Source organism: Lacrimispora sp., from assembly GCF_046972725.1.
In the GTDB taxonomy this organism is placed as follows: Bacteria; Bacillota; Clostridia; order Lachnospirales; family Lachnospiraceae; genus Lacrimispora.
Window position 1 is genome coordinate 757,068 of the sequence record NZ_JBKVXF010000002.1, and the last position, 16,479, is coordinate 773,546.

Consider the following 16,479-nt stretch of genomic DNA (forward strand, 5'->3'; position numbering starts at 1 on the left):
AACATGGGAAAGATTATTTTAACAGGAGACCGGCCAACTGGAAAGCTGCACATCGGCCATTACGTAGGTTCCCTTAAACGAAGGGTGGAGCTGCAGAATTCCGGCGAATTTGACGAGATTTTTATTATGATTGCGGATGCCCAGGCATTGACAGACAATGCGGACAACCCTGAGAAAGTCCGTCAGAATATTATTGAGGTTGCGCTGGATTATCTTGCCTGCGGTCTGGACCCGAAGAAGTGTACCTTGTTCATCCAGTCCCAGATTGCGGAATTGACGGAACTTTCCTTTTATTATATGAATCTGGTAACGGTTTCAAGACTTCAGAGGAATCCTACGGTAAAGTCTGAAATCGCCATGAGGAATTTTGAAACCAGTATTCCGGTAGGTTTTTTTACCTATCCCATCAGCCAGGCTGCCGACATTACCGCGTTTCAGGCAACCACAGTGCCGGTAGGTGAAGATCAGGAGCCTATGCTGGAACAGACCAGAGAGATTGTCCGCAAGTTCAATTCTGTTTACGGTGAGGCACTGGTGGAGCCGGAGATTTTACTTCCTGACAATAAGGCGTGTTTAAGACTTCCCGGTACGGACGGCAAAGCAAAGATGAGCAAATCTCTGGGCAACTGCATTTATTTATCCGATTCGGAAGATGAAGTGAAAAAGAAGATCATGAGCATGTACACGGACCCTAACCACATTCAGGTTTCCGATCCGGGAGAAGTGGAGGGCAATACGGTATTCACTTACCTTGATGCATTCTGTAAGGATGAGGATTTTGTAAAGTATCTGCCGGATTATAAAAATCTGGATGAGCTGAAAGACCACTACAGACGGGGCGGTTTAGGTGATGTTAAAGTGAAGCGGTTTTTAAACAGCGTTCTTCAGGCTGAATTAGAACCAATCCGTCAGAGAAGAAAAGAATATGAGGCGAATATTCCATACGTATTCCAGATTCTCAAAGAGGGTTCAGAAAAGGCAGCGGCAGCGGCAGCCAACACCTTACGGGGGGTAAAAGCTGCGATGAAGATCAATTATTTTGATGATATGGAACTGATCGAGGAACAGTCTAAAAAATATCAAAGTCAGGAATAGAGGCATCTATGAAGATCGTATCCATCGCAGAGATCCTGGAATGCAATCAGATCATAAAAGAAAAGGGACTGGCCTTCCGGATTCATCTGCGGGATGCTTGCGGAAGGCAATCCTGCTTCATTGAATCTTTAGCCAGTGATAATGGAGAAGAGGAGCATAAAGCTCTTTATAAGATTTTGGACGAATATTTTTCAAGGTTTCGCTTTCAACTGGAATACGGAGAAGACAGAATGAATTTCTGGATTCTTTAATACCGGAAAAAGGAACGCCGGAGAAGATTCAAAGGAAAAGAGTTCCTTTGCACTACTTCGGCGTTTTCTCAATAAAGTAATAATTATTATCAATATCATTATTGAAATTTTTGATCAAGTGTGCTAAGATAAATACATGAATTAGTAGGGACTAACTCATAAAATACTTAGAAACAAGCCATATTAATTTAGTATAGCGATCACGAAAGGAGATAGATGGTATGTCATTTATTGGAAAAGAAATCAGTGATTTTAAGGTTCAGAGTTTTATAAATGGAGAATTTAAAGAGGTAACAAAAGAGGATGTTCTTGGGAAATGGGCGGTGTTTTTTTTCTACCCGGCTGATTTTACCTTTGTTTGTCCTACCGAGTTGGAAGATCTGGCAGAAAAGTATGAAGAGTTCAAGAAGATAGGCTGTGAGATTTACAGTGTATCCTGTGATACCCATTTTGTACACAAAGCATGGCATGATGCTTCTAAAACCATAAAAAAGATTAAATATCCGATGTTAGCAGATCCCACCGGAGCTCTTGCCAGAGATTTCGATGTGATGATCGAGTCTTCCGGTATGGCGGAAAGAGGAACTTTCATTGTAAATCCCGAAGGAAAGATCGTAGCCTATGAAGTGATTGCGGGCAATGTAGGACGGAATGCGGATGAGCTGTTCCGCCGGGTGCAGGCCTCACAGTTCGTTTCCGAACATGGAGATGAGGTTTGTCCGGCAAAGTGGAAACCAGGCGAAAAGACTTTGAAGCCCAGCCTTGATTTAGTGGGACTACTGTAAAGGTGGAATTATATGGATGAATTGTATGATGTAATTGTTGTTGGCGCAGGCCCGGCGGGCCTGTCCGCCGCCATCTATGCGGCCAGAGCCAAATTTAAGGTTTTGGTGCTGGAAAAGGAAAAAATGGGCGGCCAGATCACTATTACTTCTGAAATCGTCAATTATCCCGGAATTGAAACCATTGATGGCTCTGCTCTTACTGAGAAGATGCGAAAGCAGGCAGAAAGCTTTGGCGCAGAATTTAAGATGGCCCGTGCCATTGACATGGATCTATCCCATGATATCCGTGTGATAAAAACTGACAAGGGTGACTTAAAGACCCTTGGAATCGTTCTGGCTCTTGGAGCTAATCCCAGGTCTCTTGGATTTAAAGGAGAACAGGAATATAAGGGGCGGGGGGTGGCTTACTGTGCCACCTGTGACGGAGAATTCTTTACCGGTATGGATGTATTTGTCATAGGAGGCGGCTATGCAGCAGCAGAAGAAGCTGTTTTTCTGACAAAATATGCGAAGAAAGTGACCATCATTGTACGGGAAGATGATTTTACCTGTGCCGCTTCTGTGGCGGACAAAGCCAGAGAACATGAGAAGGTCGAAATCCATTTTCATACAGAAATTCTGGAAGCTGCGGGAGATTCTGTTCTCCGGACTGCCAGATTCCGGGATAACAAGTCCGGTAAAGAATGGCAGTATGAAGCCGAACCCGGAAGTACCTTCGGTATCTTTGTTTTTGCCGGTTATGTACCGGATACGGACTGGGTGAAGGGAAAGGTTTCGTTGAATGACAAGGGATACTTAATAACGGACCAGAATCAGATGACAGATGTTTCGGGAGTTTATGCGGCTGGAGATGTATGTGTAAAAAATCTCCGTCAGGTGGTAACGGCAGTATCTGACGGTGCGGTAGCGGCTACCTCATTGGAAAAGTATGTTGCACAGATGTGGGAGAAGCTTGGAATTGCAAAGAGAGAAACTGTTTCAAAAAAAGAGTCAAAAACAGAAGCCTCTATGGAAGCGGACGGAGAAAGTGAAGCATTTATTACACCGGAGATGAGAGCCCAGTTAAAAGAACTGTTCGGCAAATTCAGCAGTAAAATAACGGTGAAGGCTCTTTTGGATAAAAGTCCCTTAGCGTCTCAGATGGAAGGTTTTCTAAATGAACTTTCCGGTATCTCAGACCATGTGGAATGCCTGGTCAGCCGGGAATCAGACCAGACCGCTCCCAGTGAAACACTTCCGGCGCTTTGCGTGCTCAGAGCAGATGGTACGGAATCCGGAATCAGGTTTTATGGAATTCCGGGAGGCCACGAATTTAATTCCTTTGTCATAGGACTGTACAATGCGGCAGGTCCGGGACAGGCAATTACAAAAGAGGAAGAAGAGAGGATAGAGAACATTAAGAAGCCCATTGATATTAAGGTGGCGGTATCTTTATCCTGTACCATGTGTCCAACTACGGTTATGTCTGCCGGACGCATTGCGGCAGAGAATAAAATGGTAAAGGCATGGACTTATGATCTGGCATTATATCCGGAGTTAAAAGAACGGTATCAGATCATGAGCGTTCCTTGTATGATTATAAATCAGAAAAGAGTTGAGTTTGGGAAGAAATCCGTAGAGGACCTTCTGAACATACTGGAAACCATTTAATGAAAAGGAGAAAACATGATGAATTATCTGGAGATTGAGAAAGTAATAGGAAGGGAAATAATTGATTCCAGAGGAAATCCTACCGTAGAGGCTGAGGTACATCTGGCTGACGGAACTATTGCCAGGGGAGCTGCACCCAGTGGTGCTTCTACTGGAGAATTTGAAGCGTTGGAGCTGCGGGATGGGGATAAGTCCCGTTTTGGAGGAAAAGGTGTTTTAACTGCTGTTCATAACATCAACACGGTCATTCATTTTGCACTTGTGGGAATGGATGCTTCCGACATATATGCCATTGACCGTGCAATGATCAATGAAGATGGAACAAAGGATAAATCAAGGCTGGGTGCGAATGCGATCTTGGCGGTATCCATTGCCTGTGCAAGAGCAGCAGCTATGAGCATGGGAATTCCGTTATACCGTTTCTTAGGCGGTATTACCGGCAATCGTCTTCCTGTTCCTATGATGAATATCTTAAACGGTGGTGCACATGCGGCCAATACCGTTGATGTTCAGGAATTTATGATCATGCCGGTGGGAGCCGCTGACTTTAAAGAAGGGCTCCGCTGGTGTACCGAAGTCTTCCATTGTCTTGCTTCCATCTTAAAATCAAAAGGACTTGCTACTTCTGTCGGTGATGAAGGCGGCTTTGCTCCTGACCTGGAAAGCGATGATGCTGCCATTGAGCTGATTCTTGAAGCGGTCAGAAAAGCGGGCTATGAGCCAGGACGTGATTTTGTACTTGCAATGGATGCGGCTTCCAGCGAATGGAAGGGAGAGAAAAAGGGAGAATACATTCTTCCAAAAGCCGGCAAACACTTTACCTCTGAGGAACTGATCGGTCACTGGAAGGAATTATGTGACAAGTATCCCATCTATTCCATTGAGGATGCTCTTGACGAGGAAGACTGGGAAGGCTGGAAGCTGCTTACCAAGGAACTTGGTGACAGAATTCAGCTGGTAGGAGACGATCTTTTTGTAACCAATACAGAGCGTCTGAAAAAGGGAATTGATGAAGGCTGCGGCAACTCCATTCTGATTAAGCTGAATCAGATCGGTTCGGTGTCTGAAACTCTGGAGGCTATTAAGATGGCTCACAGTGCAGGTTATACTGCCATTGCTTCCCATCGCTCCGGTGAGACTGAGGACACTACCATTGCAGACCTTGCAGTTGCTCTTAATACCTGTCAGATCAAGACGGGAGCACCAAGCAGAAGTGAACGAGTTGCAAAATATAACCAGCTTCTCCGTATTGAAGAAGAACTGGGGGAAGGTGCGGTATATCCGGGATTTGATGCATTCCATATCCGCCGTTCTTAATCCACTAACTATGGTCTGTCAGATTCTTAGCAATCTGGCAGGCTTTTTTTATTTTATAGGGAGGTTCTACAAACTCGAGTCAGGCTCTTTCCTATGCATAGAAAAGTAATTGATGAAAGTGCAGAAAAATGGTATGCTTGAAGAAACAGTTTAATCAGGAGAAGGTTTATGGAATACAGGGAAATTAAGGAAAAGGAATTAACAAAAGAACTCTTTTTTGAATTTAATCGATATCAGGAAGTAAAAGAATGTCTCAGAAAGGTGGATGGGACGTGGGCGGCAGTAAAGAATCCGTTTACCGAACAGTGGAGGGATGAGGATTATGAGGTGCTGATCCGCTGCCTGAAAATTACCATTAACACCGGAGGCGTTGTTTTCGGAGCATTTCTTCACGGGGTATTAAAAGGATTTGCATCTGTGGAAGGAGTTCCTCTTGGGAAACAACGGAATTACCTGGATCTTTCCAGTCTTCATGTGTCCTATGATCTGCGGGGAAAGAAGACCGGTCGCCGTTTGTTTCAGATGGCATCGGAATGGGCAAGGCTCAAAGGAGCGCAAAAGCTTTATATCTCCTCCCATTCTTCTGTGGAAACCCAGGCATTTTACAGAGCCATGGGCTGTGTGGAAGCAAAGGAATATGATAAGGAGCATGTTGCGAGAGAGCCTTACGACTGCCAGTTGGAATTTGTACTGGAAAGAAAGGTCATATTGTATATGGGTATCAGTCTGGATGGTTATATTGCTGATGCGAATGGCAATGTGAACTGGCTTGGCGGTCATGATGGCGGATATACCGGCGACTATGGGTATGGGGACTTTGCAAAGCAGGTGGACACTATTTTAATGGGATACAATACCTATGACCAGGTAGTAACAGAGCTTTCTCCTGGAAAATGGCCCTATGCTGACAAGAAAACCTATGTGCTGACCCATAAAGACATAGAGGACAAGCCGGGAATCAGTTTTACCCGGGAGTCTCTTGAAGTTCTCCTCAGCCGTTTGAAAAGGGAGGAAGGGAAAGGAATCTGGATCTGCGGAGGGGCTTCTCTTGCCGGGCAGCTGATGGAAAGAAATCTCATTGATGAATACCATCTTACGGTAATGCCGGTTCTTCTTGGAAAAGGAATTCGTCTGTTTCGTGAGAACCAAAAAGAATGCTTATTGAAACTTATTTCTGCGCATACGGAAAATGGAGTCATAGACTGTATTTTCCGGAAAAGATGGATATAAAATCGAAATCCGGTGGAAAGCCGGGAATGGAGCTGGATTGGAATATAGAATAAGGAAGGATTCAGTATGATAGAGATATATCTTGCAAGGATTGTCCAACCGGAAGGGATGAAAAAGTATCAATGGGAGCATGAGCTTGGAAGAAAGCTTCTTTTTCTTGGTTTGAAGGAGCAGTATGGATTAGATGAACCACCAGAGCGGATAGAGTTTGGGACCGGACCCTATGGAAAGCCTTATCTTAAGGAGTTTTCCCATATACATTATAATATCAGCCATACCGGCGGAATGGTTGTCTGTGGATTTGCAGACAGGGAGTTAGGCGTCGATGTGGAAGGTATTGGTGACTATAAGGATAACGTAGTAAGAAAAGTGATGTCAGGGCAAGAGAGAGCGCGTATGCTGGAACTGTCTGAAAAAGAGCGTGCCGAATATTTTTTCCGTATCTGGACCTTAAAGGAAAGCTATGGAAAAGCAGTTGGTACCGGGATTATTATGCCGATGTCAGACATTACCTTCACACTTTCGGAAAAAGAAGCTCCCGGTTGTTCTGTTTCCGGAGTCTCCTTTTTCCAACAGCTGTTAGAGGGGGGATATGTTCTTTCCGTCTGCCAGAGGGGCTATGAGAAAGTCAATGTTTCTTTACATCCGGTTTCTTAAATCTGCTTTCGGAAATAATAAGTCCTGCTAATGTAAGCAGGATTCCTGCAAAGGACTGTGCCGTCAGGCGTTCCTTTAATATCAGCATAGAGGTTATGACCGTAATGACAGGAACGGCATATATGTATACGCTGGTTTTTACGGATCCAAGGACTTTTACGGCAAAGTTCCAGGTAGCAAAGCAAAGCGCAGAAGCCCCCAGTCCTAAGAACAGAATATTCAGTAAGTTTGTAATATTTAATAATCTGGTAAGCCCGAGACGGAAGGGGAGGACCGCCAATACAGGGATCATGAACAGCAGGCCGTAGAAAAAGATACGTCTTGTTGTTTCTACGGTTCCATGGCCGTACTCTCCTAATTTTTTTGTGATTACGGAATAAGCAGCCCAGGTGATTGCTGCAGTCAGGGCAAGAAAATCGCCTTTGGGATTTAATTCCATGCCGGAGCTGCCTTGAAGACTGATGAGACCGATCCCGATGATTGCAGTTGTAAATCCGGCCAGAAAGCGGAGTCCTGGTTTTTTCCCTTTAAAAAGGAACCAGTCAAACAGGGCGGTAAAAAAAGGCGCCACTGCAATGATAATGCTGACGTTAGAGGTCAGGGTATAGGTAAGAGCAAAATTTTCCATCAGAAAATAAAGTGTAACTCCACATAATCCTGCCAGAGCGAAAAGCATTTCCTCTTTCAGGCCTTTGACCTTCATTATGTGAGGATAAGCAATCCATAGTGCGGCATAACCGATGATGAAACGGAAAAACAGGATTTCAAGGGGGGTAAAGGATTCAAGAAGAACTTTGGTGGAAATAAAGGTGGTTCCCCATACAAAAATGGAAAATCCTGCAGATAAGTGTCCGTATAAATAATTTTCTCTGTTCATGAAGTGTACTCCTGTAAATTTCTTTCTATATAAAGACTGTACTGATTTTATCACATAATTTGAAAAATGTCTTATAAAGTGGTAAACTTATGGCGAGAATCTAATAAAGATATAGATTAGATAGGAGGAGAAGCCATGAATAACATGACAGATAATTTTTTGATCAGTTTTCTTCAGAGATTCGATGAGCACCCATTTGATGTGAAGCTCCACGGAAAGACTTATCACATAGGAAATGGAAATCCCACCTTTATTGTTAATTTAAAAGAAGATATCGGGGCCAAGGAGTTGCTGACAAGCACTTCATTAGCTCTGGGAGAAGCCTATATGAAAGGGAATCTGGAGATTGAAGGGGATTTGTTTCAGGCACTGGACAACTTCCTGGGCCAAATGGGGAAATTTTCAACAGACCATTCAAAGCTGAAAAAGCTGATTTTTTCTTCACAGTCCAAAAAGAACCAGGAAAAAGAGGTTACATCCCATTACGATATCGGCAATGAGTTTTACAGCCTGTGGCTTGATGATACAATGAGTTATTCCTGCGGTTATTTTAAGACGGAAGAAGATACCCTTTATGAGGCGCAGTGCAATAAGGTGGAACGGATTTTAAAAAAGCTGGATTTAAAAAAGGACATGACCCTTTTGGATATTGGATGCGGCTGGGGATACTTATTGATCCGTGCGGCAAAAGAATATGGGGTGCGGGGAGTAGGCATTACTCTGAGCAAAGAACAGAAGAAGAAATTTGATGAGCGGATTGCAGAGGAAGGTCTTACAGGCATCGTATCTGCAGAACTGATGGATTACAGGGATCTGGAGAGCTGTGGAAGGACCTTTGACCGGGTAGTAAGTGTAGGAATGCTGGAGCACGTGGGAAGAGAGCATTACGATCTGTTTGTAAAGAATGCAGAAGCAGTATTAAATCCAGGCGGGTTATTTTTGCTTCATTTTATCAGTGCCTTAAAAGAGCATCCAGGCGATCCATGGATTAAAAAATACATTTTTCCAGGAGGAGTGGTTCCAAGCCTTCGTGAAATGATCCATACGTTAAGTGAACATGGCTTTTACACTTTGGATGTGGAAAGCCTTCGACGGCATTATTATAAGACACTTCGCCACTGGGATGAGAATTTCAATGAACACCGTTCTGAGATCGAGGAAAGTATGGGCATTGAGTTTACCAGAATGTGGGATCTTTATTTAAATGCATGTGCGGCCACTTTTCATAACGGCATTATAGACCTTCATCAGATTCTGGTATCAAAAGGGGTTAATAACCAGCTCCCTATGACCAGATGGTATTGATCGTATGAGAAACATTATCGATAAAAGAACTTGCAGAATTAACATTGATGTGATAAACTGTACTTAGTTAGTCGACACTAACTTCGTGTGAATATTCTATACATCAGACCAAACCTCTGATAACATCCTTCTTAGCAGAAGGATAACAACTCCTACAAAGAACCATCGCTGTTACCGCATGACAGGGATGGTTTTTTGCATGGTTTTTGGATAGGTCTGTAACAAAGGAATCATTTTACTAATATATAATTAATAAAATAATTCCTTTTGATTGGAGATTAAGTTGTCCGAAATATATCCATATTTAGGTTATGAAGAAGTATGTCAGCAGATTCCCATCCAATTTCCTCCGCAGCATCAGCCAGTACAGCCGGGATTAGAAACTCTTATGGTTCCACAGCCCATATTTGACGATCCGAATTATATTGGTACCGGAAAATTAATGGATAAAGTAGCGCTAGTAACTGGCGGCGACAGTGGAATTGGAAGAGCAGTTTCTCTGGCATTTGCAAAAGAAGGGGCTGACGTATGCATTGTGTATTATAATGAGCATGAGGATGCCAGGATTACAAAGTCCTATATAGAAGATCTTGGAAGAAAATGTCTTTTGATCTCCGGTGATGTGAGAGACGAGATGTTTTGTCAGAATGCTGTATGCGAGACGGTTTCTGTTTTGGGAGATATTGACGTTCTGGTTAATAATGCCGGTGTTCAGTTTCCTCAAAACAGTATTGAGGATATTACAATGGACCAGGTGAAGCTGACTTTTGAGGTGAACGTTTATGGCGTTTTTATGATGACCAGATCTGCACTGCCTTATATGAAATGCGGGAGTACTATAATTAATACGACCTCTGTTACTGCCTATCTGGGAAATGATCAGTTGATTGATTATTCTGCTACGAAAGGTGCCGTTGTTAGCTTCACCCGCGCCATGGCAAGGTCCCTGGTGTCAAAGGGAATCCGTGTAAATGCAGTTGCACCTGGCCCCATCTGGACCCCCCTTCAGCCTTCCAGCTGGCCGGCCGATCACATACCGACCTTTGGGTCTAACACTCCCATGAAAAGAGCAGGACAGCCGGTTGAGCTTGCACCGACCTTTGTGTATCTGGCCTGCGGCGACTCATCCTATGTGACCGGTCAGGTTCTTCATGTAGATGGAGGGCTATCCATGCAGTCATAGAAAAGAGTGTCTGCAAATTTCACAAATAAACTATTAGAGAAGGGCCTGTGTATAATCGCAGGCTCTATTTGCAGGATTGTTCTGGTTTTCAACTCATTCCATAAGTTTCGGTCTTTATGGGGGGACCAATCATCTGAAATTAGTTAATTGTCCATAGATTAATAATATAAAATGGTGTAAGTGAAATGAAGCCAAATAAACAGAAATTACTTACGATTCCATGGTTGCTGTTTTGTTTAATTAGTGATATGATTCCATAGGATAAATCAGAGGCTGCAAAAGACTTTTGTACAGCAAGTTTTTTCAATGGGATAAAAGAGCTATTAAAAGATACGGAACACGGCTTTCCTATATGGGAGTGTGCACTGGAACGTGGAAGGAGAAATAACAGAGATGGATACAAATACGGCACACAGCCAAAAAAAGGGGTGCATCATGACCTTATCCGGAGGGATATTATGGGGGCTTTCAGGTACTTGCGGACAGTATCTGATGCAGGCAAAGGGACTTACTGCTGATTGGTTAATCCCTATACGGCTGGTCCTTGCAGGAATCCTCCTTCTCGGTGTGTGCGCATGGAAGGATGGAAAAAGGGTTTTTCAGATAATTCGGGAACGTAAAGATTTGGTGGATATTATTATTTTTGGCATCTTTGGTATGTCCATGTGCCAGTATACATATTTTGCAGCCATCAGTTATTCAAACGCAGGGACAGCTACCGTACTGGAATATATTGGTCCGGTGCTTGTGATGCTGTATGTTTCTTTCCGTACGGGAAAGGCTCCGGAGAAAGTGGAACTGTTTGCTGTGATACTGGCTGTGCTTGGAACGGTATTGCTGGCCACTCATGGAAATCTAAAAAGTCTTGTAATCTCCCATCAGGCCCTCTTTTGGGGACTGGTTTCGGCTGTTACCCTGGCAATTTATACTGTCCAGCCGGGGCGTCTGCTGAATAAATATGGTTCCATGCTCGTGACCGGATGGGGAATGATGATCGGAGGAATCTTACTTTGTCTGTTTTTCAGGCCTTGGACCATGAACGTATCTGTAGATGGAACCATAATCGGGGGAATGGCATTTATCATTCTGGTGGGAACCATCATAGCTTTTGTATGTTATATGGAAGGTGTGAAACGGGTGGGACCGAAAAAGGGAAGCTTATTTGCGGCGGTGGAGCCTGTATCAGCAACTGTCTTTTCAGTCCTGCTGCTGCATGTGAGTTTTGGCCTTATGGATCTGCTTGGCTTTGTCTGCATTGTCTCAACGATTTTTCTTCTCACGAAGGACAAGCAAAGATAACCACTTTACATTATATTTCGCATCGTGATATAATTATAAAATAATATTACATGAGAGGCAGGTTGTTTATGCAGGAAAATATCAGTGTGTCCGGAGTGCTTTGTTCCTCTTACGACTCCTTCTTTGAAGCGGAAAAAAAAATTGCAGACTATATTCTGGCTCATAAAAGTGAGATGATTGATATGACGGTAGCAGAACTGGCTCTTGCAAGCGGAACCAGCGATGCCACGGTATCCAGATTCTGCAGAAGATGCGGGTTTAACGGCTTTCACCACTTGAAGATCAATCTGGCCAGGGAGATTGCTGAGGAACGGGGAAATTCTATTGAAGTGTCCAATGAAATCAACAGAGAGAACCTGCCTCAATCCCTTCAAAATATATTGGCCAATAAGGTTGCGGAACTTACACAGACGATTTCGATGATGGATGTCAAGGAGCTTGACCGGATCCTCCATGTGATTGAAGGGGCGAGGACCGTGCAGCTGGTAGCCGTTGGCAATACGATTCCGGTTGCTCTTGACGGTTCTTTTAAATTCAATCAGCTGGGGATTGCGGCGGTAGCCGGGCCGATCTGGGAGACTCAGATGGCTTATACCTGTAATTTGAAAGAACAGGACGCGATTATCGTTATTTCCAATTCCGGTTTTTCCAAGCGGCTGATGACGCTTGTTGCTGTCGCAAAGGAGAATCATACCCCTACGATAGCCATTACCAATAACCCGACCTCGCCTCTTGGACAAGCCTGTGATTACCATATTACTACGGCGACCAGGGAAAAACTTCTTTTGGGTGAGTTTTGCTTTTCCAGGGTTTCAGCTACCATGGTCATCGAGATCTTATATCTTTTCTTATCCGTCAGTAAGAAAGATTCCCATGATCATATCAGACGTCATGAGATTGCGATCTCTGACGATAAAAAGTAAAAAATATATAAAGGTTATAAGGAGGGAACGCATGGATTTTCGTGGGTTCCCTTCTTATTTTTTGTATAACTTTCTTTCTTCGTGTAAATGAGATAAGAATCGTGCAATAAGCACAAGATAAAAACGCATTTTTAATATTTGATTGTAGAAAGTTGTGGAAAATGCTGAAAAAGTACAAGAAATAGTATTTCTTAGTGAAAGATGTTGACGAAACAAAACAATCGTATTATATTATTAATGGGAGATGAAATAAAATTTTACAGATTAAAGGAGGAGTGACATTTGATTTACACAGTAACTTTTAATCCGGCTTTGGATTATGTGGTAAAAGTTGATCACTTCACCCTTGGCACTGTCAACAGAGCCAGCCGGGAGGATATCTACTGTGGGGGAAAGGGACTGAACGTATCAGCAGTCCTTGCCGCTTTAGGTTTTGGAAGCACTGCTCTTGGCTTTGTGGCAGGATTCACAGGCCAGGAGATTTTACGGAGAGTAAAGGATTTGGGCTTTCGGTCGGATTTCATCCAGGTGGAAAAAGGGATGTCAAGAATCAATATAAAGCTTAAATCACAGGAAGAGACAGAGTTAAATGGAATGGGACCGGAGATCACAAGAGAAGATATAGAAAGCCTTTATGACAGACTGGACAGTCTTAAAAAAGGGGATGTGCTGGTTTTATCCGGCAGCATTCCAAAATCCATCAGCGATGATATCTATGAGCGGATTATGGCCCGTTTAAGCGGGAAAGGAATCCGCATCGTGGTGGATGCCACAAAAGATCTGCTTATTCGTGTGCTTCCTTACCATCCGTTCTTAATAAAACCCAATAATCATGAATTGGGAGAGCTGTTTCAAGTGACCCTTAACCGTGTAGAGGAAATCATTGAATACGGGAAACGCCTTCAAAAAAAGGGGGCAATGAACGTGCTGGTTTCCATGGCAGGGGATGGAGCAGTCCTGATTACCGAAGAGGGTAGCGTTTACCGGATGGGAGTCCCGAAAGGTACGGTGAAAAATTCTGTGGGAGCAGGGGATTCCATGGTGGCAGGTTTCCTTGCAGGCTATCTGGAAAACGGCAGTTATGAGCATGCTTTAAGACTTGGAAGTGCAGCTGGCAGTGCCAGCGCATTCTCAGAGGGGCTTGCCGGTAAGGATGAGATCATGAAACTGTATGAAGAACTATCAAAGGAGGGGTTTTGATGAAGATTACAGAGTTACTGAAAAGGGAAAGCATTGAACTGGGGGTAAAGGTTCCGGATAAGGAAGCGGCAATCGATAAGCTGGTGTCTTTGATGGACCGGGGCGGCAGGTTAAAGGACAGGACCGTCTACAAAGAAGAAATATTAAAAAGGGAGGCCCATTCCAGCACCGCAGTGGGTGAGGGAATTGCCATTCCTCATGCAAAGACCGCAGCGGTAAAGGAAGCAGGGCTGGCAGTTATCGTCGTGCCTGACGGAGTGGATTATGGGGCGTTTGACGGATCGGATGCCAATCTGATCTTTATGATTGCAGCACCGGAAGGAGGCGCTGATCTTCATCTGGAAGCGCTGTCGAGACTTTCCACTCTTCTTATGGATCCGGATTTTAAAGAGGATCTGATACATGCAGAGTCGGAAGAAGAGTTTTTGCAGCTGATTGATGATAAAGAGTCCCAGAAGTATAAAAAGAAAGTGCCATCAGAATCTAAGAGATACCGGGTGCTGGCAGTAACTGCATGCCCCACGGGAATAGCTCACACCTTTATGGCAGCTGAGAACCTGGAACAGAACGGAAAGCGAATGGGAATTCCGTTGAAAGCAGAGACCAATGGGGCCGAAGGAACCGGTAATGTTCTGACAAAAGAAGAAATTGAAGCTGCGGACGGAATCATCATCGCAGCAGATAAAAATGTGGATATGGCCAGATTTGACGGAAAGCGGGTGGTTATGGCCACGGTCTCAGAAGGAATCCAAAAGGGAGAGGAGCTGATTCAAAGAGCACTCAGCAGTGAAACTCCGGTCTACCATCATTCAGGAACTGTTTCAGCAGAAAGCGGTGACCGGGATGGAATGGGACATTCCATCTATAAGCATCTGATGAATGGGGTATCCCATATGCTTCCTTTTGTAATCGGCGGAGGAATCCTGATTGCACTGGCATTTTTATTTGATGACTATTCCATTGACCCCTCTAATTTTGGTAAGAACACTCCTCTTGCGGCTTATCTAAAGACCATAGGGGAACAGGCTTTCGGTATGATGCTTCCGGTTTTGGCAGGGTACATTGCCATGAGCATTGCTGACAGGCCCGGTCTTGCGGTAGGCTTTGTAGGCGGGCTTGTTGCAAAAATGGGAGCAACCTTTGCAAACCCTGCCGGAGGAAGTGTGAACTCCGGCTTTCTCGGAGCACTTTTAGCCGGTTTTATCGGTGGATATATTGTGCTGATGCTTAAAAAATCCTTCCGCAGGCTTCCAAAATCCTTAGAGGGAATCAAGCCTGTGCTTTTATATCCGTTGATCGGTATTCTTCTGACAGCGGCTGTGACTACCTTTATCAACCCTTTTGTGGGCGCGATCAATGACGGACTGACCAGTTTATTAAACAACATGGGCGGCACCAGCAAGATCGTTCTGGGCGCAGTGGTCGGTGGAATGATGTCTGTGGATATGGGCGGGCCTGTGAACAAAGCAGCTTATGTATTCGGCACCGCACAGCTTGCGGAAGGGAATTTTGACATTATGGCAGCAGTTATGGCCGGCGGTATGGTTCCTCCCCTTGCGATTGCCCTCTGTACCACGTTCTTTAAAAAGAAATTTACAGAAAGGGAACATCAATCCGGTCTGGTCAATTATATTATGGGACTTTCTTTTATTTCAGAAGGAGCAATTCCTTTTGCAGCCTCTGACCCTATCCGTGTCATTCCATCCTGCATGGCTGGCTCTGCCATAGCCGGAGGCCTGTCCATGGCATTCAACTGTACCTTAAGAGCACCTCATGGAGGAATCTTTGTTCTGCCTACGATCGGAAACCCGTTTGGATATCTGGCGGCGGTCGTTATCGGTTCGGTTGCAGGCTGCGCGGTACTGGCAGTACTGAAAAAGGACCTGGAAGCAAAATAAACAGTACAAGTGCCGCAGCATTCTGGCTGCGGCGCTTATCTGCTTAAGAGAAAAAGGAAGGTCAGGGAGCCAGCTTTTTTAAGTCACTGATCAGTTGTTCCCGGGTGTTTATGGTGTTATGAGCCATGGATTTGATTTCACTGTAATCCGTATATTCCAGTATGGATCTGGCCATATCCACTGCCATCTGATGATGGCGGATCATGGCGGCTGCGTAAGCATGCTCCAGGCTGTCAGATGCTGGTTTATCCATTTTCTCATACTTACTTAGCAGGCAGGTGAAATCTTCCAGATAAGCACTTTCCTTATCTTCATCTTTATGTTCGTCCAAACGGTACTGATTGATAAGCCCGTTTATTTTGGCAATCTCATCTTCATGGCCTGAGATTATATTTTTAGAAATGGCCGTGAATTGCCGGTCGCTTCCGCCATGAGAGAGATAGGATTCGGATATTGTTGCTGCAGATTCATTCAAAGAAATCATTCCCATCAAATAGTCAAGAGAACCATTGCCGGTTCGTTCCATTTTCTTTAAAGTCTGTAGCAGTTCCTTCATGATCTCCCTTTGTTTTGCTAAAAACCGGTTTACATTATCTTCTGCTGAAACATTGTCTAAGTTTCTGTTTGATTCCACAGACAGGGAATCGGGCATACGTTCTGCAGAGGTCTGTTCTTTTATGGTCTTCTGGTTATGATACCAGTTGGCTGTGGTTAATGAAGCAATCAGGAGTATGGCAACTCCAATGATGATTAATATAACCCAATATCTTCTTTTATCGTTCATAATATTCTCCCGTATCCGCAACAAC

15 protein-coding genes are annotated in these 16,479 nt (G+C 44.1%); 13 read left to right on the top strand and 2 right to left on the bottom strand.

Annotation, left to right across the window (positions count from 1 at the left end):
* Positions 1-3 precede the first annotated feature (3 nt).
* The 7 genes from trpS to ACLTWA_RS11850 all read left to right on the top strand — a co-directional run bounded on the left by trpS (position 4) and on the right by ACLTWA_RS11850 (position 6,985).
* Positions 4-1,095: a tryptophan--tRNA ligase gene (gene trpS, locus ACLTWA_RS11820; protein WP_412327939.1), complete on the top strand. Its 1,092-nt coding sequence runs from the start codon at positions 4-6 to the stop codon at positions 1,093-1,095.
* 8 nt (positions 1,096-1,103) lie between these two features.
* Positions 1,104-1,346 (top strand): hypothetical protein, encoded by a 243-nt coding sequence (locus ACLTWA_RS11825; RefSeq protein ID WP_412327940.1) that lies wholly within the window; start codon positions 1,104-1,106, stop codon positions 1,344-1,346.
* Between the two features lie 221 nt (positions 1,347-1,567).
* Positions 1,568-2,131: an alkyl hydroperoxide reductase subunit C gene (gene ahpC / locus ACLTWA_RS11830; protein ID WP_412327941.1), complete on the top strand. Its 564-nt coding sequence runs from the start codon at positions 1,568-1,570 to the stop codon at positions 2,129-2,131.
* A 12-nt stretch (positions 2,132-2,143) separates the two neighbouring features.
* Positions 2,144-3,781 carry an FAD-dependent oxidoreductase gene (locus ACLTWA_RS11835; RefSeq protein ID WP_412327943.1) on the top strand — a complete coding sequence of 546 codons (1,638 nt, stop codon included), beginning with the start codon at positions 2,144-2,146 and terminating at the stop codon, positions 3,779-3,781.
* Between the two features lie 18 nt (positions 3,782-3,799).
* Positions 3,800-5,098, top strand: coding sequence for a phosphopyruvate hydratase (eno, locus tag ACLTWA_RS11840; protein WP_412328130.1), 1,299 nt, complete (start codon positions 3,800-3,802; stop codon positions 5,096-5,098).
* Between the two features lie 168 nt (positions 5,099-5,266).
* A complete protein-coding gene (locus ACLTWA_RS11845) occupies positions 5,267-6,328 on the top strand; it encodes a GNAT family N-acetyltransferase (RefSeq protein ID WP_412327945.1) in 1,062 nt (353 codons plus the stop codon).
* A gap of 66 nt (positions 6,329-6,394) precedes the next feature.
* On the top strand, positions 6,395-6,985 hold the full coding sequence (locus ACLTWA_RS11850) for a 4'-phosphopantetheinyl transferase family protein (RefSeq protein WP_412327946.1): 591 nt from the start codon (positions 6,395-6,397) through the stop codon (positions 6,983-6,985).
* Here the strand turns inward: ACLTWA_RS11850 and ACLTWA_RS11855 are convergent.
* On the bottom strand, positions 6,957-7,862 hold the full coding sequence (locus ACLTWA_RS11855) for a DMT family transporter (RefSeq protein WP_412327948.1): 906 nt from the start codon (positions 7,860-7,862) through the stop codon (positions 6,957-6,959). The two genes, ACLTWA_RS11850 and ACLTWA_RS11855, sit on opposite strands and share 29 nt — an antisense overlap.
* Before the next feature lie 135 nt (positions 7,863-7,997).
* Here ACLTWA_RS11855 and ACLTWA_RS11860 point away from each other — a divergent pair, with 135 nt between their 5' ends.
* From ACLTWA_RS11860 to ACLTWA_RS11885, 6 genes are all read left to right on the top strand, one after another.
* On the top strand, positions 7,998-9,167 hold the full coding sequence (locus tag ACLTWA_RS11860) for a class I SAM-dependent methyltransferase (RefSeq protein WP_412327950.1): 1,170 nt from the start codon (positions 7,998-8,000) through the stop codon (positions 9,165-9,167).
* Positions 9,168-9,450: 283 nt separating this feature from the next.
* Entirely contained in the window at positions 9,451-10,350 is a 900-nt protein-coding gene (locus ACLTWA_RS11865) for an SDR family oxidoreductase (RefSeq protein WP_412327951.1), read from the top strand.
* A 393-nt stretch (positions 10,351-10,743) separates the two neighbouring features.
* The gene (locus ACLTWA_RS11870; RefSeq protein ID WP_412327953.1) at positions 10,744-11,649 is read left to right on the top strand and encodes a DMT family transporter; all 906 of its coding nucleotides are present in this window, start codon (positions 10,744-10,746) and stop codon (positions 11,647-11,649) included.
* Positions 11,650-11,717: 68 nt separating this feature from the next.
* Positions 11,718-12,572: a MurR/RpiR family transcriptional regulator gene (locus ACLTWA_RS11875; protein ID WP_412327954.1), complete on the top strand. Its 855-nt coding sequence runs from the start codon at positions 11,718-11,720 to the stop codon at positions 12,570-12,572.
* Between the two features lie 282 nt (positions 12,573-12,854).
* A complete protein-coding gene (pfkB, locus tag ACLTWA_RS11880; protein WP_412327955.1) occupies positions 12,855-13,772 on the top strand; it encodes a 1-phosphofructokinase in 918 nt (305 codons plus the stop codon).
* Positions 13,772-15,670 carry a fructose-specific PTS transporter subunit EIIC gene (locus ACLTWA_RS11885; protein WP_412327957.1) on the top strand — a complete coding sequence of 633 codons (1,899 nt, stop codon included), beginning with the start codon at positions 13,772-13,774 and terminating at the stop codon, positions 15,668-15,670. Before pfkB ends, ACLTWA_RS11885 begins: the two co-directional genes overlap by 1 nt.
* Positions 15,671-15,731: 61 nt before the next feature.
* On the opposite strand, the gene ACLTWA_RS11890 is transcribed toward ACLTWA_RS11885, so the two are convergent.
* Positions 15,732-16,454 (bottom strand): DUF305 domain-containing protein, encoded by a 723-nt coding sequence (locus ACLTWA_RS11890; protein WP_412327959.1) that lies wholly within the window; start codon positions 16,452-16,454, stop codon positions 15,732-15,734.
* Between the last annotated feature and the right edge of the window lie 25 nt (positions 16,455-16,479).